20 protein-coding genes are annotated in these 19,383 nt (G+C 70.8%); 18 read left to right on the forward strand and 2 right to left on the reverse strand.

Translation table 11 applies throughout. The features are described 5' to 3' along the window. Nucleotides 1-28: 28 nt before the first annotated feature. Nucleotides 29-385, forward strand: coding sequence for a hypothetical protein (locus tag ACYVGQ_RS04610; protein ID WP_460783356.1), 357 nt, complete (start codon nucleotides 29-31; stop codon nucleotides 383-385). Here the strand turns inward: ACYVGQ_RS04610 and ACYVGQ_RS04615 are convergent, their stop codons facing one another. After that, nucleotides 386-976 (reverse strand): Lrp/AsnC family transcriptional regulator, encoded by a 591-nt coding sequence (locus ACYVGQ_RS04615; protein ID WP_460783357.1) that lies wholly within the window; start codon nucleotides 974-976, stop codon nucleotides 386-388. A 148-nt stretch (nucleotides 977-1,124) separates the two neighbouring features. On the opposite strand from ACYVGQ_RS04615, the gene ACYVGQ_RS04620 reads away from it, so the two are divergent. From ACYVGQ_RS04620 to ACYVGQ_RS04640, 5 genes are read left to right on the forward strand one after another with little or no spacing between them, the layout of a single operon-like run. Beyond that, entirely contained in the window at nucleotides 1,125-2,708 is a 1,584-nt protein-coding gene (locus ACYVGQ_RS04620; protein WP_460783358.1) for an ABC transporter substrate-binding protein, read from the forward strand. An 8-nt stretch (nucleotides 2,709-2,716) separates the two neighbouring features. Continuing rightward, on the forward strand, nucleotides 2,717-3,775 hold the full coding sequence (locus ACYVGQ_RS04625) for an ABC transporter permease (protein WP_460783359.1): 1,059 nt from the start codon (nucleotides 2,717-2,719) through the stop codon (nucleotides 3,773-3,775). After that, a complete protein-coding gene (locus ACYVGQ_RS04630; RefSeq protein WP_460783360.1) occupies nucleotides 3,772-4,689 on the forward strand; it encodes an ABC transporter permease in 918 nt (305 codons plus the stop codon). Before ACYVGQ_RS04625 ends, ACYVGQ_RS04630 begins: the two co-directional genes overlap by 4 nt. After that, complete coding sequence (locus tag ACYVGQ_RS04635) at nucleotides 4,686-5,474, forward strand: ABC transporter ATP-binding protein (RefSeq protein ID WP_460783361.1); 789 nt, start codon at nucleotides 4,686-4,688, stop codon at nucleotides 5,472-5,474. The genes ACYVGQ_RS04630 and ACYVGQ_RS04635 overlap by 4 nt, the downstream gene beginning before the upstream one ends. Next, nucleotides 5,467-6,303 (forward strand): ABC transporter ATP-binding protein, encoded by an 837-nt coding sequence (locus ACYVGQ_RS04640; RefSeq protein WP_460783362.1) that lies wholly within the window; start codon nucleotides 5,467-5,469, stop codon nucleotides 6,301-6,303. Before ACYVGQ_RS04635 ends, ACYVGQ_RS04640 begins: the two co-directional genes overlap by 8 nt. Nucleotides 6,304-6,497: 194 nt before the next feature. Here the strand turns inward: ACYVGQ_RS04640 and ACYVGQ_RS04645 are convergent, their stop codons facing one another. Further along, nucleotides 6,498-7,454 (reverse strand): hypothetical protein, encoded by a 957-nt coding sequence (locus tag ACYVGQ_RS04645; RefSeq protein ID WP_460783363.1) that lies wholly within the window; start codon nucleotides 7,452-7,454, stop codon nucleotides 6,498-6,500. Between the two features lie 304 nt (nucleotides 7,455-7,758). On the opposite strand from ACYVGQ_RS04645, the gene ACYVGQ_RS04650 reads away from it, so the two are divergent. From ACYVGQ_RS04650 to rplI, 12 genes are all read left to right on the forward strand, one after another. Then, complete coding sequence (locus ACYVGQ_RS04650) at nucleotides 7,759-8,736, forward strand: glycosyltransferase family 2 protein (protein ID WP_460783364.1); 978 nt, start codon at nucleotides 7,759-7,761, stop codon at nucleotides 8,734-8,736. Next, the gene (locus tag ACYVGQ_RS04655) at nucleotides 8,733-10,082 is read left to right on the forward strand and encodes a polysialyltransferase family glycosyltransferase (protein WP_460783365.1); all 1,350 of its coding nucleotides are present in this window, start codon (nucleotides 8,733-8,735) and stop codon (nucleotides 10,080-10,082) included. Before ACYVGQ_RS04650 ends, ACYVGQ_RS04655 begins: the two co-directional genes overlap by 4 nt. Then, nucleotides 10,079-11,260 carry a cytidylyltransferase domain-containing protein gene (locus ACYVGQ_RS04660; protein WP_460783366.1) on the forward strand — a complete coding sequence of 394 codons (1,182 nt, stop codon included), beginning with the start codon at nucleotides 10,079-10,081 and terminating at the stop codon, nucleotides 11,258-11,260. Before ACYVGQ_RS04655 ends, ACYVGQ_RS04660 begins: the two co-directional genes overlap by 4 nt. Nucleotides 11,261-11,573: 313 nt before the next feature. Further along, a complete protein-coding gene (locus tag ACYVGQ_RS04665; protein WP_460783367.1) occupies nucleotides 11,574-12,446 on the forward strand; it encodes an N-acetylneuraminate synthase family protein in 873 nt (290 codons plus the stop codon). Beyond that, on the forward strand, nucleotides 12,443-13,969 hold the full coding sequence (locus tag ACYVGQ_RS04670) for a DUF6716 putative glycosyltransferase (protein ID WP_460783368.1): 1,527 nt from the start codon (nucleotides 12,443-12,445) through the stop codon (nucleotides 13,967-13,969). Before ACYVGQ_RS04665 ends, ACYVGQ_RS04670 begins: the two co-directional genes overlap by 4 nt. Nucleotides 13,970-14,165: 196 nt before the next feature. Beyond that, complete coding sequence (locus ACYVGQ_RS04675; protein ID WP_460783369.1) at nucleotides 14,166-15,218, forward strand: ABC transporter substrate-binding protein; 1,053 nt, start codon at nucleotides 14,166-14,168, stop codon at nucleotides 15,216-15,218. Beyond that, nucleotides 15,215-16,246: a FecCD family ABC transporter permease gene (locus ACYVGQ_RS04680; RefSeq protein WP_460783370.1), complete on the forward strand. Its 1,032-nt coding sequence runs from the start codon at nucleotides 15,215-15,217 to the stop codon at nucleotides 16,244-16,246. Before ACYVGQ_RS04675 ends, ACYVGQ_RS04680 begins: the two co-directional genes overlap by 4 nt. Before the next feature lie 11 nt (nucleotides 16,247-16,257). After that, a complete protein-coding gene (locus tag ACYVGQ_RS04685; protein WP_460783372.1) occupies nucleotides 16,258-17,241 on the forward strand; it encodes a FecCD family ABC transporter permease in 984 nt (327 codons plus the stop codon). Between the two features lie 380 nt (nucleotides 17,242-17,621). Beyond that, entirely contained in the window at nucleotides 17,622-17,987 is a 366-nt protein-coding gene (rpsF, locus tag ACYVGQ_RS04690; protein WP_120227097.1) for a 30S ribosomal protein S6, read from the forward strand. A gap of 4 nt (nucleotides 17,988-17,991) precedes the next feature. Continuing rightward, nucleotides 17,992-18,489: a single-stranded DNA-binding protein gene (locus tag ACYVGQ_RS04695; protein ID WP_460783373.1), complete on the forward strand. Its 498-nt coding sequence runs from the start codon at nucleotides 17,992-17,994 to the stop codon at nucleotides 18,487-18,489. Nucleotides 18,490-18,634: 145 nt separating this feature from the next. Beyond that, on the forward strand, nucleotides 18,635-18,889 hold the full coding sequence (gene rpsR, locus ACYVGQ_RS04700) for a 30S ribosomal protein S18 (protein ID WP_040168021.1): 255 nt from the start codon (nucleotides 18,635-18,637) through the stop codon (nucleotides 18,887-18,889). Nucleotides 18,890-18,900: 11 nt separating this feature from the next. Then, nucleotides 18,901-19,353 (forward strand): 50S ribosomal protein L9, encoded by a 453-nt coding sequence (gene rplI, locus ACYVGQ_RS04705; protein WP_460783375.1) that lies wholly within the window; start codon nucleotides 18,901-18,903, stop codon nucleotides 19,351-19,353. Nucleotides 19,354-19,383 lie beyond the last annotated feature (30 nt).

The following is a 19,383-nucleotide window of genomic DNA, read 5'->3' on the forward strand; positions in this document are numbered from 1 at the left end:
GCTAATCCCCGGGTGGGAAGATCGAGGGGTGACCACGCATATCGCCCTTCCCTCGCTCGACGGACGCACCTTCCGGATGACGTCCTCCACGACCTCCGTCGTCGACCCCGACGCTCCGAGCGTCTTCCGGTATCGCGAGGAGTCCGGCATCGTGTGGGGCGACTACACGGGGGACACGGTCACCTTCGGGCGCTTTCTCGGAACGCGCAGCGGCGATCGCATCAGCATCCGCTTCGCGCATGTGCTCGTCGCCGACGGGTCCGTGGTCACGGGCGAGGGCGAGAGCGACATCGAGCAGGATGCCGAGGGCCTGCGTCTCGTGGAGCACTACGAGATGCACGGCGAGCCCCAGCTCAGCATCTGCGTCGAGGTCGTCGACGCCTGATCAGCGCGGCGGCAGCGCCTCGCGCGCGCCGGGCGCCGGCGTCCAGCGGGTCATCCCGAGCGGCGTCGACTCCGAGGTGCGCTCAGGGATGTCGGACGGCAGCACGTACGGGCGACGGATCACCTCGTCGAGGATCACAACGCTGACCACGGTGCGCACCTCCGGCAGCTGGGCGATCACGCCCGTGGAGAACTCGTGCACCCCTCCGACATCGGTCGCCCGGATGAGCAGCATCGCGTCGTGCTCCCCGGTCGTCACGGCGCAGTACTCCACATCGGGCATCTCCAGGACGTGCTCGCGGAACGCCGGCCAGGACTGCGGGTGCACCGTGACGAACACCAAGGCGCCGATCGAGAGACCGGCCCCCGCAGGGTCGACGGAGGCCGAGAAGCCGGTGATGACCCCGCTCTGCACGAGCGCCTCCATCCTGGCGTAGGCGTTCGCGCGCGAGATGCCGACCCGTTCGGCCAGCGCGGCGATCGACACCCTGCCGTTCTCGCGCAGCACCTCGAGGATGCGCAGTCCGATCTCGTCGACGGCGGACGCACTTCGTCCAGCGGATGCCGAGTCGTTCGGTCGTTCGTTGGACATAATCTCCCTCAATCCGGTGTTGATCTGCGATGTGTGTGGGATGCGCTGTTCTCATTGGACAGATCGTCACGCAACATGTCAATCTGAACACGGTCGTCCACAGCAGCTCGGCCGCATCCCGAATCACTCCTCTTCCCTAGGAGGGTCTATGTCCTCGTCATCCCGCAGGTCCCTGGTCGCGGTGGGAGCCGCGGCGCTCCTCGTGCTCACCGGCTGCTCCGGCGGCAACTCCGCGAACAACGGCGGCGAGGGCTCCTCCGACTCCCTCGTGATCGACACCGCCTTCTCGATCGAGACCGCCGACCCCGGTCACACCTATGACCCCACCGGCAACATGGTCGCCAAGGCGATCTACGAGACGCTCGTCGACTTCGAAGGATCGGATGTCTCCACCCCCGTTCCCGGGCTCGCCTCCTGGGAGCAGAACGACACGGCCACCGAGTTCACCTTCACGCTCGAGGGCGATCGCGTCTTCTCCGACGGGACGCCGATCGAGGCGAAGGACGTCGTCTTCTCGCTGCAGCGCATCCAGGGCATGACCGAGGCCAAGCCGAACTTCCTGCTCGCGGGCGTCACGATCGCGGAGGTGGACGACAAGACGGTCTCGTTCACGACCGAGACGCCGCTGCTGCAGCTCCCCGCGATCCTCGCGAACCCTGCGCTCGGCATCGTGAACTCGGACGTCGTCATCGAGAACGGCGGCACCATCGACGGAACGGACACCGCCCAGGCGTTCCTGGACGGCGCCTCGGCCGGCTCCGGTCCCTTCGTCCTGGACACGCTCGACCTCTCCTCGCAGGTCGTGCTGACCAGGAACGACGAATACAACGGCGACGAGGAGAGCGCCTACGACCGCGTCGTGATCCGCAACGTCACCGAGAGCGCGACGCAGCTCGCCAACCTCTCCGGCGGCGACACCATGGTGGCGATGGACCTCAACGGCGACCAGGTCGCAGGCCTCGGCGACGACGTGAACATCGACTCCGTCCCCTCCGGGCAGACGATCTTCCTGCTGCTGAACCAGTCGAGTGACATCGCAGGCCCGCTCGCCAACGTGAAGCTCGCCGAGGCGATCCGCTACGCGCTCGACTACGACGCGCTCCTGGAGCTCGCCGGCGCCGGCTCCGCGCAGGCCACCGGCGTCATCCCGCCCGGGTTCGAGGGCGCGCTGCCCGAGGGCGTCGCGCAGGACCTGGACGCCTCGGCCGCGGCGCTCGCCGAGTCCGGCTATAACGGCGAGACGCTGACCCTGCAGTTCCCGAACGACTACCCGGTCGGCGGCGTGGAGTTCACCCCGCTCGCCGAGCGCGTCCAGGCGCAGCTGGCCGACGCCGGGATCACCGTCGAGCTGGCTCCTGCGCCGTTCGCCACCGAGCTGGACGCCTACGTCGGCGGCGCCGAGGGCTTCGGGCTCTGGTTCTGGGGCCCGGACTACGCCGACTCGGCGAACTTCCTGCCCTTCGCCCCCGGTCTGACCGTCGGCCTGCGTGCCGGCTGGACCGAGGATGCCAACCCGGAGATTGCCGAGCTCGCCGCCTCCGCCGCGAGCTCGACCGACGCCGACGAGCGCACGGCGGCCTTCACCGCCTTCGCCGAGGCGATGCAGGCTGAAGGGCCCTTCGTCCCGCTCATCGTCCCCGGCCGGAACATCGCGGCCGCCGGTGACGTGGACGGCGCCGTGTACAACTCCGTGTGGGAGATGGACATCGCCGAGATCGCACCCGCGAGCTGACGCATCCTGTGAGCACGACCGCAGGCGCACGCAGGCGCCCGACCCGCTCTCCGCTGGTCGGGTACCTGCTGCGCCGTCTCGGCACCTCGCTGCTGCTGCTCATCGGCGTCACGATCGTCACCTTTGCGCTGACGAACCTCGTGCCCGGCGACCCGGTGTCCGCCGCCCTCGGCGAGGGCGCGTCGCAGAATCCGGCGACGCGGGAGGCGTTCATCGCCGAGCACGGCCTCGACCAGCCGCTCGTCGTGCAGTACTTCCTCTACATGGGGAACCTGCTGCGCGGCGATCTCGGCTCCTCGCTGGTCACCGGACGGCCGGTGACCAGCGATCTGGCCACCGCGGTGCCCGCCACGATCGAGATCGCCGTGTGCGCGATCGTGGTGAGCCTTGCCGTGAGCGTGGTGCTCGGCACGCTCGCCGCGTATCGGCGTGGCATGGTCGCCGACCAGGTCGTCCGCGTCGTCACGCTGGTCGGCCTCAGCATCCCGACGTTCTGGCTCGCCCTCGTCGCCTACTACTTCTTCTTCCTGCAGCTCGGCGTCGCTCCCGGCTCCGGCCGCATCTCGCCCTCCATCACGCCACCCCCGCGGATCACGGGCTTCTACACGGTCGACTATCTGCTGAACGGCGACGGCGTCGGGTTCTTCGACGCGGCGGCGCACCTCGCCCTTCCCGTCATGGTGCTCTCGCTCGTCACGATCGGCCTGCTCACGCGGTTCGTGCGGACGTCCGTCCTCGAGGTGCTGGACAGCGACTACGTGCGCGCCGCCAGGGCGAAGGGGCTGTCCGGGACGAGGGTCGTCCTCGGCTACGTCCTCCGCGGCGCTGCGCTGCCGATCCTCACGGTCGTCGGCGTGGCCTTCGGGGCGCTGCTCTCCGGCACCGTGCTCGTCGAGTCGGTGTTCGCCTGGCCGGGGCTGGGCACGTACGCCTACAACGCGGCGGCGAACCTGGACCTGCCCGGCATCATGGGCGTCGGCCTGGTCGTCGGCGTCATCTACCTCGTCATCAACCTCGTCGTCGATCTGCTCTACGGCGTGCTCGATCCGAGAGTGAGGATCGCATGAGCGCCCTCGACGACTCCCGCGTCGCGCGGAGGTGGGCGGTCCGCTTCCGGTGGCCGCGCGCCTGGCGCACCCCGCTCGGCGTCATCGGCACCGTCATCGCCCTGGCGTGGGTGGTCGTCGCCTTCACGGCCCAGTGGTGGGTTCCCTTCGCCCCGAACGCCCAGGTGCTGCCGCGCCTCGAGGCTCCGGGGATCGAGACGCTGATGGGAACGGACGGCAACGGCAGGGACGTGTTCTCCCGGCTCATGACCGGCGCCACGGTCACGATCCCGCTCGCGCTGGCGCTGGTGGCGGCCGCCCTCGTCATCGGCACGATCATCGGCGCGGTCTCCGGCTACTTCGGCGGCTGGGTGGATGAGACCCTCATGCGCATCACCGACCTGTTCATGGCGTTCCCGACCGTGATCCTCGCCATGGTCGTCGCGGCGTCGCTCGGCCCCTCGCTGTTCAATGCGGTCATCGCCGCGGTCATCGTGTCGTGGCCGCAGTACGCGCGCGTCACGCGCAGTCTCGTCCTGAGCCTGCGCAGGCAGAACTACGTCATCGCCGGGCGTCTGCTCGGCCACTCCCCGCTGCGCAGCCTCGTCGTCGACATCCTGCCGAACATCGCCGGCCCCGTGCTCGTGCTGGCCACCCTCGACATCGGCTCGGCCATCCTGCTGCTGTCCGGCCTCTCGTTCCTCGGGCTCGGGGCGCAGCCGCCGACGGCCGAATGGGGATCCATGATCTCGGCCGCGATGCAGAACTTCGACGCCTGGTGGCTGGGGGTCTTCCCCGGCCTCGCGATCCTCACGGTCGTCATGGCGTTCAACTTCCTCGGCGACGCGATGCGCGACGTGCTCGACCCGACCGCGGAGGTCGCCCACGAGAACCAGGCCGAGCTCACCGCCTCGGCTGCGGGGGCGAAGGCATGAGCGCGCTCAGCATCCGCGACCTCCGCATCGAGATCGGCCGCCCCCTCGTGCACGGGATCTCGCTCGACCTGGAGCCCGGTCGCGTGCAGGGGCTCGCCGGCGAGTCCGGTTCCGGCAAGACCCTCACGTCTCTCGCGGTGCTCGGGCTGCTCCCGCGGCAGGCCCGCACGTCCGGTTCGATCCGGCTCGGCGACACGGAGCTGCTCGGCATGCCGCGCCGCGAGCTCAACCGCGTGCGCGGCAAGCGCATCGCCATGGTCTTCCAGGATCCCTCCGCATCGCTGCATCCGCAGATCACCGTGGGCAGGCAGCTGACCGACCACATGCGGGTGCATCTCGGACTGAACCGGAAGCAGGCCGAGGCGCGGGCCGTCGAGCTGCTCGAGAGGGTGCAGGTGCCGCGGGCCGAAGAGGCCCTCGGCCGCTATCCGCACCAGTTCTCCGGCGGCCAGCGTCAGCGCATCGCGATTGCGTGCGCGCTGGCGTGCGACCCGGAAGTGCTCTTGGCGGACGAGCCGACCACGGCGCTGGACGTGACCGTGCAGGCCGGCATCCTGCGGCTGCTGCGCGAGCTCGCCGTCGAGCGGGACCTCGCTGTGCTGCTGGTCACCCACGACCTCGGCGTGATGAGCGCGATCGCCGACGACGTCGCCGTGATGAAGGACGGCGCGATCGTCGAGCGTGCCGATCGCGCCACGCTGTTCGCGGACCCGCAGCACGCCTACACCCGGACGCTGCTGGCGGCGCTGCCCGGTTCGCGGATCGAGGGAGCAGACGATGAGTGACTCCGTTCTCGACGCCGCCGGTGTCGTCGTCCGCTATCCGGGGAGTCCGCCGGTCGTGGCGGTCGACGACGTGTCCGTCCGGGTGTCGGCGGGGGAGACCGTGGCCCTGGTCGGCGAGTCCGGCAGCGGCAAGTCGAGCCTCGCGCGCGCGGCGGCCGGCATCGAGAGGATCGCCGCTGGCACCGTGCTCTTCGACGGGATGCCGGTCGCGACGATGGGGCTCCGCCGGCGCAGCACGGCTCTCACCGGCATCCAGATGGTCTTCCAGGATCCGTCGACCTCGCTCAACCCGCGTCGTCGGGTGGGCGATCAGATCAGGGACGGCATCCGGACGGCCCTCGCCCGCGGCGACGAGGGCTCTGAGGTCTCGGAATGGCTGGAGCGCGTCGGGCTGAACCCCGCGTGGGCGAGCCGCTTCCCGCATCAGTTCTCCGGCGGGCAGAAGCAGCGCATCGCGATCGCGCGGGCGCTCGCCGCCCGGCCGAAGCTGCTCATCGCCGACGAGCCGATCTCGGCGCTGGACGCGTCCACGCAGACGAGCGTCGCGGGCCTCATGCGCGATCTCGTCGCAGAGGTCGGTGCGGGGATGCTGTTCATCTCGCACGACCTCGCCGTCGTCCGGCGCATCGCCGACCGCACGCTTGTGATGTACGCAGGACGCGTGCTCGAGTCCGGCGGGACAGCCGAGCTGTGGGCCGACCCCCGGCATCCGTACACGCGGTCTCTGCTCGCCGCGATCCCGGAGCCGGACGGCAGGGGCCGGATCCCCGCGGCGCCGAGCGCCGACGACCGTGCGAGCTGGGCCGAGGTGCCGCCGGTCGCCCGCTGACGCGGCCGTTCGTCGAGCGGGCCGCCTCCCACCGTTCGTTGAGCGAGCCGGAGGCGAGTCGAAACGGAGCTCGTGGTGGGGCGTTTCGACTCGGTCGGCTGCGCCGTCCTCGCTCAACGAGCGGGTGAAGGGGCTGCACTGTCCTCGCGCGGCGACCGGCGAGGACCCGGGGGCGCTCGAAGCGAGACGGGGGACTAGCCGTTGATCGTGTCGCCGTCCCAGGTGAGGTCGGCGCCCTCCGGGATGGGCATGGCCTCCAGGCGCGGGTCGGCGCAGATCGCGGCGACGAGCTCCGCGGAGCCGGCGACGATGGTCGAGTCGAAGTCGATCTCGCTCACCATCACCCAGGCATGGTCCTCGGGCCACAGGATGCTGGGATGCTGCGCCGAGGGCGCGAATCCGTGCTCCTCCGCGGCTCGGTCCCGCCAGGGTGCGTCGAGGATCCAGTCAGGGTCGGCGAAGGCCCGCGGCGGCGCGGAGAACAGGATGTGATTGCGACCGGGGAGCTCGAGACGCGCACCGTCCGAGATCTCGCGGGACAGGATGCCCTCCTGCCAGACGGGCTTGCGGAACGGGTTCTCGAAATTCGCTCGTACGCTGCTCCACCATCTCGGTTCGCGGGGCGGTTCGTCGGTGAAGGTGAGAAAGGCCCGCCCGTTGCCGCCATGACCCCCGAGGAGTCCACCCCAGCCCTCCCAGATCGCGACGAAACCGGCATCCGCGGATGTGGTGTGCGCGAGCAGGTGCTCGGCCACGGCCGCGAAAGCGGCGACGGGCAGGCTGCCCTCATCCGGAGACGTGAACTCGCGACCGTCGGGTGCGATGCGGGTGTTCCAATCTGCGCCCGACGGCGTCCGCACGAGATGTCGCCACTGTGCGAGCGGATGCAGCATCGTCGCGAATGCCTCAGCCGTCTCCGCCCAGGTCGCTGTCCGATCGTCGAAGAGAGCGATGAGGCGCTGTTGCTCGGTGTCTGGCATCCGCTCCCATTCGTCCATCTCCGGAACGGGACGATCAGGCAACGAACGCACGCTGGCCGGATGGAACACCCGCGCGTATGCCTCGTAGCCGTGCGGGACGACGCCGAGATAGTCGTCCAGCCTGGCTCGCAGCCAGGCGCCGGCGGGGGCAGGGTCGCTGATCCACTCCATGTCCTCACGGTACCTCGTGCGTCGAGGGGCGTTTCGACTCGGTCGCTTCGCGTCCTTGCTCAACGAGCGGGTGGGTTGGGCGGGGTGTCTCTTTCCGTCCGTTGAGCGAGCCGAAGGCGAGTCGAAACGGAGCTCGTGGTGAGGGCGTTTCGACTCGGTCGCTTCGCGTCCTCGCTCAACGAACGGGGGTAGCGGAGGGACAGGTTCGCGTCCTCGACGAACGGGGGAGCGGCGAAGGGGCGGGCTACCGGGCGTTCACCGGGCCTTCGCCATCCGTCCATGTGCGGATGGGACCATCCAGCGCGTGCGTCCCCTGGTCACCGTGATCCTCCCCGCGAAGGACGCCGCGCCTTACGTGGGCACGACGCTGGCAACCCTGCTGCGCCAGTTCGATGATCCGTCTGCGATCAAGCTCGTCGCGATCGACGACGGCTCGACCGACGGCACCGGCGCGATCATGCGCAGCCACGCCGATCGCTTCACGCATGCCGAGGTCCTCGTCAATGCCCGCCCGACCGGGCTCGCGAGCGCCCGCAACCGGGGCCTCGCGCACGTCGACACCGAGGCGTTCTGCTTCCTCGACGGGGACGACTGGATGCAGCCCCTCCGCCTCCAGGTGCTGCACGAACGGCTGCGCGGGCTCGACGTCGACTTCCTGCGCACCGATCATGTCCGCGTGGCCGACGCCGATCGCGTCCTCGTCCGCGCACCGTTCACCTGGCGGGGCGTGGCCCTGCCGCCACGCGAGGCGATCCTCCCTGCCGACGACACCACGATGGTCGACTACCCCTACGCCTGGGCGGGGATCTTCCACCGCCGGATCATCGACCGCGGCCTCGCCGCGTTCGACGACGGCCTGTTCACTGCGGAGGACCGTCCTTGGATCTGGCGCCTGCACCTGGGAGCGTCCTCCTTCGCCGTCGTCGACGCGCCCGCGCTCCTCTATCGGAGGGGTGTCGACACGTCGTTGACGCAGGTGCGCGATCGCCGTCAGCTCGACTTCCCCCGTGCGCTGTCCGCCGTTCTCGACATCGTGACGCAGGATGCCGAGGCGGAGCGCTTCCTGCCGAAGGCGGTGTGGACCGTCCTCGCCTTGAGCTCGCATCACATGGTCCGCTCGCGCCGCATGGCCCCCGCTCTCCGGCGAGAGATGCGCGCCGGCATCCGGAACCTGCTGGCACGCCTGCCCGAGAAGGAGGCAGCGGAGGCGCTGGAGCGCTTCGACGGACCGCGGCGCCGCGTGCTGGCCCGGACGCTGCGCCGGGCGGGGCGGGCGACGTGACCCGGCTGTTCGTCCTGCACAGCGCCTACGGCCTGGCGACCGCGGCCGCGGCCATCGACGAGGGTCTCCTGGACGGCGGGGGCGAACGCGTGCTGGTGGCCGTGAACTCCGCCCGCATCCCCGAGACGACCGTCGGCATCGACGTCCAGGGGAACCTCGCCTCCCTGCGTGGGCGCTTCGATCGGAGCGAGTCCCTCGACGCGCTGCTCTCGCCCGCGCACCCCGGCTCCTGGCAGCCCGAGGACGCCGACCTGCCGCTGCTGCGCAGGCTGCTCGCGCGCGCGTGGCGCCTCGACGACGACCTCGAGCTGTGCGTGCAGAGTCCGCAGGCGGCGCCGGCCAGGACGCTGCTGTCGCTGTTCCCGGATGCGCGGATCACGATCATCGGAGATGGCCTCATGACCTACTCGCCGATCCGGGTCACGCTGCCGAGGACGGTCGTGGAGCGCGTCGGCCGGGTCGTGTACGCCGACGTCTTTCCGGGCGTCGTGCCGGCCCTGTTCACGGAGGCGGGGGCGTCGCGGACGCCGGTTCCGCCGGCCGCCTTCCGCACCGCGCTGGAGGAGACCGACGTCGCCGACGGGCAGCTCGACGCCCTGTCCGACGGGACGCCGAGCGCCCTCGTGCTCGGTCAGTACCTCTCGGCGCTGGGCCTCGTCTCCGCGGCTGAGGAGATCGCGATGCAGCAGGAGATGGTCGATCGCGCCGCCTCCTGGGCTCCGGGGCGCATCGTCTTCAAGCCGCATCCGTCCGCCCCGCCGGCCGTCACGGACGCGGTGCGCGAACGGGCCCGCCGGCGGGGACTGTCGTTCGCCGAGTACCGCGGCCCTGTGCCCGCGGAGCTCGTGGCGGAGCGGTTGGATGCCGTCGGGGTCGTCGCCGGCTTCTCGACCGCGCTGCCCACCGTCCGTACGCTCTACGGGCGCCCGGTCGCGGCGGTCGGCGTCGGGGCGGTGCTGCAGCGACTGCATCCGTACGAGAACAGCAACAGGGTCCCGGCCGCCCTCGTCGACGCGCTCACGCGCGAGGACACGCCCTATGCAGAGCCGGAGAGCATGCAGCTGCTCGTGGACGCCGTCGCCTACGCGATGCAGCCGCAGATCGCGGCGCACCTGCGACCGCGTGCCGAGCGGCTCCTCCGGGAGATGCCTCCCGCGGAGCGCGAGCGGTACTTCGGAGCGCGCCGTCTCGCCGAGCTCGCCCTGCCCGGCGCCGCGCCCGACGGCCGTCTGCGCAGGGTGCTGCGCTCGCGCGGGGGAGTGGGCCGTGTCGAGGAGCTGCGGCTGACCGTCGCCGGTGCCCGGCGCCGCGCCGCTCGGGCGTGGAAGGCGGTGCGCGGCGAATGAAGGACGAGAAGGTGCAGAGCGTGACGGTGCCCGGCCTGACCGTGGCGATCATCCCGGCCCGCGGCGGCTCGAAGCAGGTGCCGCGCAAGAACCTCCGCAGGGTCGGCGGCATCCCGCTCGTGGAGCGCGCGGTGCGATCGGCGGCTGCGGCGTCGGGCGTGGATCTCGTCGTGGTGTCGACGGATGACGACGAGATCGCCGGCGTCAGCACGGCATCCGGTGCGAAGGTCATCCGCCGTCCGGCGGACATCTCCGGCGACACGGCGTCCTCCGAGAGCGCGCTCTTGCACGCGCTCGACGTGCTGGCGGGAGAGGGCCTGGATGTCGGCACCGTCGTCTTCGTGCAGGCGACGAGCCCCTTCGTCCCGTCCGCCGGCATCGACGAGGCCGTCGAGCTTGTGCGGACCGGACGCTACGACAGCGTGTTCTCCGCGCACGAGACCTATGGGTTCCTCTGGCGGCGGGACGAAGGGGATGCCGCGGAGGCCGTCAACCACGACGCCGCGCATCGTCCTCGTCGCCAGGACCGCGAGCCCCACTATCTGGAGACGGGCGCGTTCTACGCGTTCTCCGCCGAGGGGTTCCGCGTTGCAGGGCACCGGTTCTTCGGAAGGATCGGGATCGTCGAGGTCCCGGAGTGGTCGGCCGTCGAGATCGACGACGCGCAGCACCTGACGATCGCCTCCGCCGTCGCCGGCCTCGTCGGCTCGCCGGAGGCCATCGACGCCAAGGCCGTCGTCACCGACTTCGACGGGGTGCACACCGACGACACCGTGCTCGTCGACGCCGAGGGACACGAGTTCGTCCGGGTGAGCAGGGAGGACGGCATGGGCGTGGGGATGCTGCGCCGCGCCGGCATACCGATGCTGATCCTCTCCACCGAGACGAACCCGGTCGTCTCCGCGCGGGGCGGCAAGCTGCGCGTCCCTGTGCTGCAGGGAATCGACGACAAGGCGCAGGCGCTCGCCGACTGGGCGGCTGAGGCGGGCATCGCCCTCGGCGACATCGCCTATCTCGGCAACGATGTGAACGACCTCGGCGCGATGCGGATGGTCGGCTGGCCCGTCGCCGTCGCCGATGCGCATCCCCTCGTGCGGGCGCAGGCGCGCATCGTGCTGCACAGGTCGGGTGGCGACGGGGCCGTGCGCGAGCTCATCGAGCGGGTGCTGGCGCGCTGAGGCCGGCCGCGGTTCAGCGCACCCCGGCGTGCCTGTTCTCGTCTCACGTCCCGGCCCCGGCTCAGGTCCATATATCCAGATCCAGGTCGCGAATTCTGTCGCCTAGCGGCGATCTTCGCGCTGCGGGTCGCAAAAGATGTCGCTATCTCGCGGTGATAGCGACATTCTTTGCGACCCGGATGGGGGAGGAGGGCGCCTAGCCAGGGACGGGCATCCGACAGCATCCGGACCGTCGCGGGTAACCCGCCGGCCCGCCGGCGTTCACCCTCACGGCGTACTCAGGAGGGATAGGGGTTCCACGAGGGGAGGACACATGACCGTCAGCATCGGATCGCGCGTCATCGGGGGCGGTCGTCCCGTCTACGTGATCGCTGAGATCGGCCTGAACCACAACGGCGACGTCGAGCTCGCGAAGCGCCTGATCGACGTCGCGGCGCGCAGCGGCGCTGACGCCGTGAAGTTCCAGAAGCGCACCCCGGAGATCGCGACGCCCGAGCACATGCGCGACGTCCAGCGCGAGACGCCGTGGGGGACGATGAGCTACCTCGACTATCGGCGCCGCGTCGAGTTCGGTCGCGATGAGTACATCGAGATCGGCGATCACGCGACGATGCGCGGCCTTCACTGGTTCGCGTCGCCGTGGGACGTGCCGAGCGTCGCGTTCCTCGAGGATCTCGGCGTCGTCGCGCACAAGGTCGCCTCCGCGAGCCTCACCGACACCGAGCTGCTCGGCGCGCTGTGCGAGACGGGCAAGCCGGTCATCCTCTCCACGGGCATGTCGACGCTGGAGCAGATCGACCGGGCCCTGGACGCCCTGGGCACCGACCGCGTCGTGCTCATGCACGCCACCTCGACCTATCCGATGGAGCCGGAGGAGGCGAACCTCCGCGTCATCGCCGCGCTGCGCGACCGCTATCCCGGCGTCCCGGTCGGCTACTCGGGCCATGAGCGCGGTCTGCAGATCTCCCTCGCCGCCGTCGCGCTGGGCGCCGTCGCCGTCGAGCGGCACATCACGCTGGACCGCACGATGTGGGGGTCGGATCACGCCGCCTCCCTCGAGCCGGGCGGCATCGACCACCTCGTCCGCGACATCCGCGTGATCGAGACGGCGCTGGGCGACGGCATCAAGCGCGTGTTCCCCGGCGAGCTCGCCCCGATGGCGAAGCTGCGCCGCGTTCCCGCATGAGCTCTCCGCTGCGCGTCGTCGCGATCGCCGACGCGGACTCCTTCGTGAAGTGGTCGGCGAACCTGCTCGACGCCGTCCCCGGCATCCGCGCCCATCTGCTCCTCGTCCGCACGCCGCTGACGGTGAGCGCGGCGCAGGAGGTCACGGCGCTCGCCGGCACCCGATTCGGAGCGGATGCCGTCACGCGCCTCGGGTTCGGCGAGCTGGAGGGCTGGCTGGGTGGCCACCTGCCGGATGCCGTCGTGATCGCCGGCCGAGGGCCGTTCGTGCGCCTGGTCGCCCGCCGGATCGACCGGCTGAAGCGCAGGCCCGTCGTGATCAGCGGACTGCCGGGCATGTCGATCCCCGCGCAGCGCGGCACGCTGGAGTACCGACGGGAATCGGATCTCCTCGTCGTGCACTCGCATCGGGAGGAGCGGGCGTTCGCCGAGCTGGGCCGGAGGGTCGGCGTGGACGTCCCCCTCGCGCTGGCCACCCTGCCCTTCGCCGCGGCGGAGGAAAGGGTGCGCGCGGGCTCCTCCCCGTTTGTTGAGCGGTCCGACTCCTCCCCGTTCGTTGAGCGGTCCGACTCCTCCCCGTTCGTTGAGCGGTCCGACTCCTCCCCGTTCGTTGAGCGGGCGGAGCGAGTCGAAACGGAGTTCGGTGGAGCGCGTTTCGACTCGGTCGCTGCGCGTCCTCGCTCAACGAGCGGAGGAGGCGGCGCCGTCGCCCTCGCCGAGCGCCCGGCGGACGCGGCGGTCCTCCGCCCGCGCGCGACGGATCTCGTCTTCGCCTCCCAGGCCCTCGTTCCCGTGGACCGCGCCGACCGTGCTGCTCTCGCCGGCATCCTGCGCAGCGCGGCCGAAGCCGACCCCTCGCGCCGCGTGGTCGTCAAGCTGCGGTCCCGTCCCGGCGAGGTGGAGACCCACCTCGAGCGCGACGCATACGCGGATCTGCTCGTCTCCCGTCCGCGCAACCTGGTGTTCTCGCACGAGTCGATGGCGCAGGCGCTCGACGGCGCAGAGGGGCTGGTCACGATCAGCTCGACGGCTGCGATCGAGGCGGTGGCGCGCGGCGTCCCGGTCATAGCGCTCGACGTCTTCGGCGTGCGGAAGGCCCTCCTGAACACGGTCTTCGTCGGCAGCGGCCTGCTGGGCGGCGCAGAGGAGGTCATCGGGCGCCGATTCCGGCATCCGCACCCCGGCTGGCTGCACGACAACTACTTCCACCCCGCGGCGGAGTCGGACTGGTGGGATCGTGCACAGGAGCTCATCGCGGCCCGACGCGCCGGCGTCCTCCCCGCGCGGCCCGTCCCCTCCGGCCGGGGCGGAGCGCTGCAGGCGGCCTGGCATCGCAAGAGCGTGCTCGGCTCGGAGGATCGCAGCATGGCGGGGGCGATGGCCCTCGGCATCGGAGCGCCGCTGGTGCGGGGCATTCTCGCCATCCGTCGTGCGCGCGGCCGCGCCGGACAGGACACCTGGGCGGATCCCTCCACCGACTTCACGCTCGAGCCCACTCCGCACCGCGATCCGATCCGACGCTGAGAGCCTCGGCGTCGTCGCGTTCGCGCGTTCCGGGAGGCTCGCGCGAACCGGAGGATTTCGTCCGAATCGGAGGGGAGGATGCCGAGAAGGCATCCTCCGTATCGTGCGATCTCCTCCGATCCGGCCTCGCCTCCACCCCGATGCGAGGGTGCGCCGACGTCGGAAGCCTGGGTAAGCTGAGGCAACCCTTACCTCCATGAACGGGACTTCCATGCCTCTCACCCGCACCCGGATGCTCGCGGCGGTCATCGCCGTCGCGGCGACCGCATCCCTCCTGGCCTCCTGCGCCTCCGACGAGGACGCCGAGCCCGTGGGCTCCGGGGATGCCGGCGCCTTCCCGCTCACCGTGGAGCACGCCTACGGCGAGACGACGATCCCCGAGGAGCCCACGCGCGTCGTCTCCGTCGGCGTCACGGAGCAGGACACCCTGTGGGCGCTCGGCGTCGAGCCCGTCGGCGTGACCGAATGGTACGGCGGGTACGACTACGCGTCCTGGCCGTGGGCCGACGAGGCGCGCGGGGACAGTGAGCCCGAGGTGCTGACGACGAGCGACGGGCTGGACTTCGAGGCGATCGCGCTGCTGGATCCCGACCTCATCATCGGCACCAACGCGGGGCTGACGCAGGAGGACTTCGACCGGCTGAGCGAGATCGCGCCCACCGTCGCGCACTCGGCCGACTATCCGATGTACTTCGAGCCGTGGGACGTGCAGACGCTGCAGATCGGCGAGGCCGTCGGAAGGCTCGACGAGGCCCAGGCGCTCGTCGACGACGTCGAGGCGCAGCTCTCGGATGCGGCCGAAGCCCACCCCGAATTCGCCGGCGTTCCGGTGGTGTTCCTGCAGAACGCGATCTACGACGGCAGTGCGATCGCCTACCAGGACGGGCTCAGCACCGACTTCCTCACCGATCTGGGGCTGACCGTGCCGAGTGAGATCGACGAGTACGCGCCCGATGACGCCTCGGGCGGGCAGGCGTACATCCCGGTCGAGAACCTCGACGTGCTCAACGCCGCGGACGTGCTCATCTGGGGTGCGGAGTCCGAGGACGACATCGCGGCCCTCGAGGCGGAGCCCTTCGTGACGGCGCTGACCCCCATGCAGGACGGGTCCGTCGTCTACACCGACGGCATCACGGCCGGCGCCATCTACTTCTCGTCACCGCTGAGCCTGCCCTACGTGATCGATGCGCTCGTGCCGGCGCTCACGACCGCGGTCGCCGGTGAGGGCCCGGCCCGCACCGGGGAGTGACCGGAACGCGGACGATCCGGCGCGACCCGTCCACGGCATCCGCCGGACGGGTCGCGCTCGCCGTGGCGCTCGCGCTGATCGCCCTGCTCGCGACCGCAGCGATCGGCCTCACCGTCGGCACCCGGTTCATCGGCCTGGACACGGCGCTCACGGCGATCCTGGACTTCGACGGGAGCGATCTGCAGCTCGACGTCCGGGAGTCCCGCGTTCCACGGACGGTCCTCGGCCTCGTGGTCGGCCTCGCACTGGGCGCTGCCGGCGCGATCATGCAGGGGCTCACCCGCAACGCGCTCGCGGATCCGGGCATCCTCGGGGTGAACGCCGGCGCCTCGGTGTCCGTCGCGATCGCGGTGGCTGCGCTCGGGCTTTCCGACTTCCCCGCGCTGATGGCGTTCGCACTCGCCGGCGCCCTCGTGGCCACCCTCGTCGTCGTGCTGCTCGGCAGCGCGGGCGACGGCAGCCCTGTCACGCTCGTGCTGGCCGGGGTCGCGCTCGCCGCCGTCCTCGGCGGGCTCACCACGGCGCTCGTGCTGCTGAACCCGACCGCCTTCCTGCACATGCGCAGCTGGGAGTCCGGGGCGCTCGCCGGCCGCGACCTGGAGGTCCTCGTGTTCGCGGGCCCGGCGGTCGCCGCCGGACTCGTGCTCGCCCTCATGCTCACGCGCAGCCTCGACCTCCTCGCTCTCGGCGACGACACGGCCGTGTCTCTCGGCGTGCCCGTCCGCGCCGTGCGCACGGGCACGGTGGCCGCGGTCACCCTCCTCGCGGGCACCGCGACCGCGGTCGCAGGGCCGATCGCCTTCCTCGGCCTCGCCGCTCCGCACATCGCGCGCGGGTTCGTCGGAGCGTCGCAGAAGGCCATCGTGCCGCTCTCCGCAGCGGTCGGTGCGATCGTCGTCGTCCTCGGAGACGTGATCGGGCGTGTGATCATCGCTCCCCAGGAGGTGCCGGTGGGCATCGTGATGGCGTTCGTCGCGGCGCCGTTCATGGTCTGGCTGGGCCGTCGCCGGAGCCTGACGCAGCTGTGAGAAGGACGGAGATGCGGCGCGGCGTCGACCGGCGGATCGGGATCCTCGCAGGGGTCCTCCTCCTGGCGCTGCTCGCGAGCCTGTGCATCGGCGACACCGTGATCGATCCGCTGCGCGTGATCGAGGCGCTGTTCAGCACCGACGGCGGCATCCGCAAGGTCGTCGTCGACTGGCGGATGCCCCGGGCGCTGGCCGCGATCGTCTTCGGGGCCGCGCTGGCGCTCTCCGGCACGATCTTCCAGACCATCACGCGCAATCCGCTCGGCAGCCCGGACGTCATCGGCCTCACCGCGGGGGCATACACCGGAGCGCTCCTGGTCATCACGACCGGGGGATCGTCGGGCGCCGCCGTCGCGATCGGAGCGCTCCTGGGCGGCTTCGCCACGGCCGGGCTCGTGGCGGCGCTCGTGCTCGGACGCGGCGCCCTCGGCTACCGCATCGTCATCGTCGGGATCGGCGTGAGCGCCGTGCTCGAGGCCTTCAACGCCTGGATGCTCCTGCGCGCCAGGCTCGAGGTGGCGGTCTCCGCGGCGATCTGGGGAGCGGGGTCCCTGGGCGGTGTCGGCTGGACGCAGGTGGGACTGCCCTTCCTCGTCATCGCGGCGCTCCTGGCGACGCTCGTGCTCGCGCGCCGCGGACTCTGGCTCGTCGAGCTCGGCGACGACATCGGCGCCGGGCTCGGCGGGCGGATGGGACTCATCAAGATCGGCCTCGTCGCGCTCGCCGTCGGCCTCACCGCCATCGTCACCGCCGTCGCGGGGCCCATCGCGTTCGTCGCGCTCGCCGCTCCGCACCTCGCCAGGCTCGTCGCCCCTTCGGGCACGCGACACCTCGTCGCGACGGCGCTGATGGGGGCGACGCTGCTGTGCGCGGCCGACGTCATCGGTCAGAACGCGGTGCCCAAGCACGCGCTCCCGGCCGGAGTGGTCACCCTCGTCCTCGGTGGCGGCTATCTCATCTGGCTCGTCGTGCGGGGCGCGCGCCGGCATCGCTGAGGCGGCCGTGCGGTGGCGTTCGGCCAAGCCGGCGCTCCGGTGCCTCCTCCACGCGCGTGGCCTCTCGCCCTGTCTCGCTGCGTGGCCTCTGGCGTCCGATCCGGAGGAGTTCGCACGAAGGGGAGAAGAGGATCCCGTGGGGGATCCTCCGGATCGGGTGATGTCCTCCGGATCGGGCGGGTGCAGATCGGGCGTGCGCGGAGGACGAACGGAGCGACCGCGCTGCCCGCCCGGCTCCTGTTCGCGACACGCCCGGAACTCCGCTAGACTGTCCAGGTTGTCTGCCATCCGGCATCCGATGCCCCGGCGGACACGTGCACCACACCCTCCTGCTTCCGGGAAAGTCCCGGAAGCCGTTCTAGTCCGAAGGAGGTGGGTAAGTGACGCACCAGTACGAACTCATGGTCATTCTGACCCCCGAGATCGACGAGCGCCAGGTCGCCCCGACGCTCGACAAGTTCCTCAAGGTCATCACCAACGATGGCGGCACGGTGGACAAGGTCGACATCTGGGGCAAGCGCCGTCTGGCCTACGAGATCCAGAAGAAGAGCGAGGGCATCTACGCCGTCGTCAACTTCACCGCGACCAGCGAGGCCACCCAGGAGCTGGACCGTCAGCTCGGCCTCAACGAGCAGATCATGCGCACCAAGGTGCTGCGGGCCGAGGAGGCTCAGGCCATGGTCGCCGCCGAGGCGAAGCGCGCCGAGGAGAAGGCCGCTCGCAAGCCCAAGGCTGCGAAGGCCTGAGCTCATGGCCGGCGAAACCGTCATCACCGTGGTGGGCAACCTCACGGCCGACCCCGAGCTGCGGTACACGCAGAACGGGCTGCCGGTGGCCAACTTCACCATCGCCTCGACCCCGCGCAACTTCGATCGCGCATCGAACGAGTGGAAGGACGGCGAAGCGCTGTTCCTCCGCGCGTCGGTGTGGCGCGAGTTCGCCGAGCACGTGGCGGGATCGCTGACGAAGGGCATGCGCGTCATCGCGCAGGGCCGTCTGCGTCAGCGCTCCTACCAGGACCGTGAGGGCAACAACCGCACGGCCATCGAGCTCGAGGTCGACGAGATCGGCCCGTCGCTGCGCTACGCGACGGCACAGGTCACGCGCGCGGCCTCCGGCGGCGCAGGCGGCGGTCAGTCCCGCCCGCAGCAGCAGGTGTCGGAGGAGCCGTGGTCCACGCCCGGCTCGTCGACCAGCGCTGACGCATGGAGCACGCCGGGCAGCTTCGGCGACGACACTCCGTTTTGAGCCGGGTCGGTCACGGTCGCGCAGCGACCTTGACCCGACAGCGGCTCAAGGTTGAGCGAGCGCCCGCGGGGCGCGAGTCGAAACCTCACCGTTCAAGGATCTCTGGATGCGAGAGCATCCGAACTCTTCATCAAAAGGAAAACTCATGGCTGGAAAGTCGAGCGGCGACCGCCGCAAGCCGCGGAAGGGCGCGAAGAACGCCGCCCCCGCGAAGTCGATCAGGGTCGGCGTCATTGATTACAAGGACGTCGCGACCCTTCGCAAGTTCATCTCGGAGCGCGGCAAGATCCGCGCCCGTCGTATCACCGGGGTCTCGGTGCAGGAGCAGCGTCTGATCGCCAAGGCGATCAAGAACGCGCGCGAGATGGCGCTCCTGCCCTACGCCGGCGCTGGCCGCTGAGGGGTACCGACATGGCAAAGCTGATTCTCACGAACGAGGTCGCAGGGCTCGGAAGCGCCGGCGACGTGGTCGAGGTCAAGAACGGGTACGCCCGCAACTACCTCATCCCGCAGGGCTTCGCTACGGCGTGGACCCGTGGCGGCGAAAAGCAGGTCGAGCAGATCCAGGCCGCTCGCAAGGCGCGTGCGATCCACGACCGCGACGAGGCCGTGGCTCTGAAGAGCGCGCTCGAGGGCACCAAGGTCCGTCTGGCCGTCAAGGCCGGCGCGACGGGTCGCCTGTTCGGCTCCATCAAGACCGAGCACATCGCGGATGCCGTCGCGGCTGCCGGCCTCGGCGCCATCGACAAGCGCAAGGTGCACATCACCAACGCCATCAAGGCCACCGGTGAGCACGAGGCCACGGTCCGTCTGCACGACGACGTGACCGCTGTCATCACGCTGCAGGTCGTCGCCGCCAAGTAAGGCGCGACATCCTCGGAACGCCGTCCTCCT

It is taken from the genome of Microbacterium tumbae, assembly GCF_054780175.1.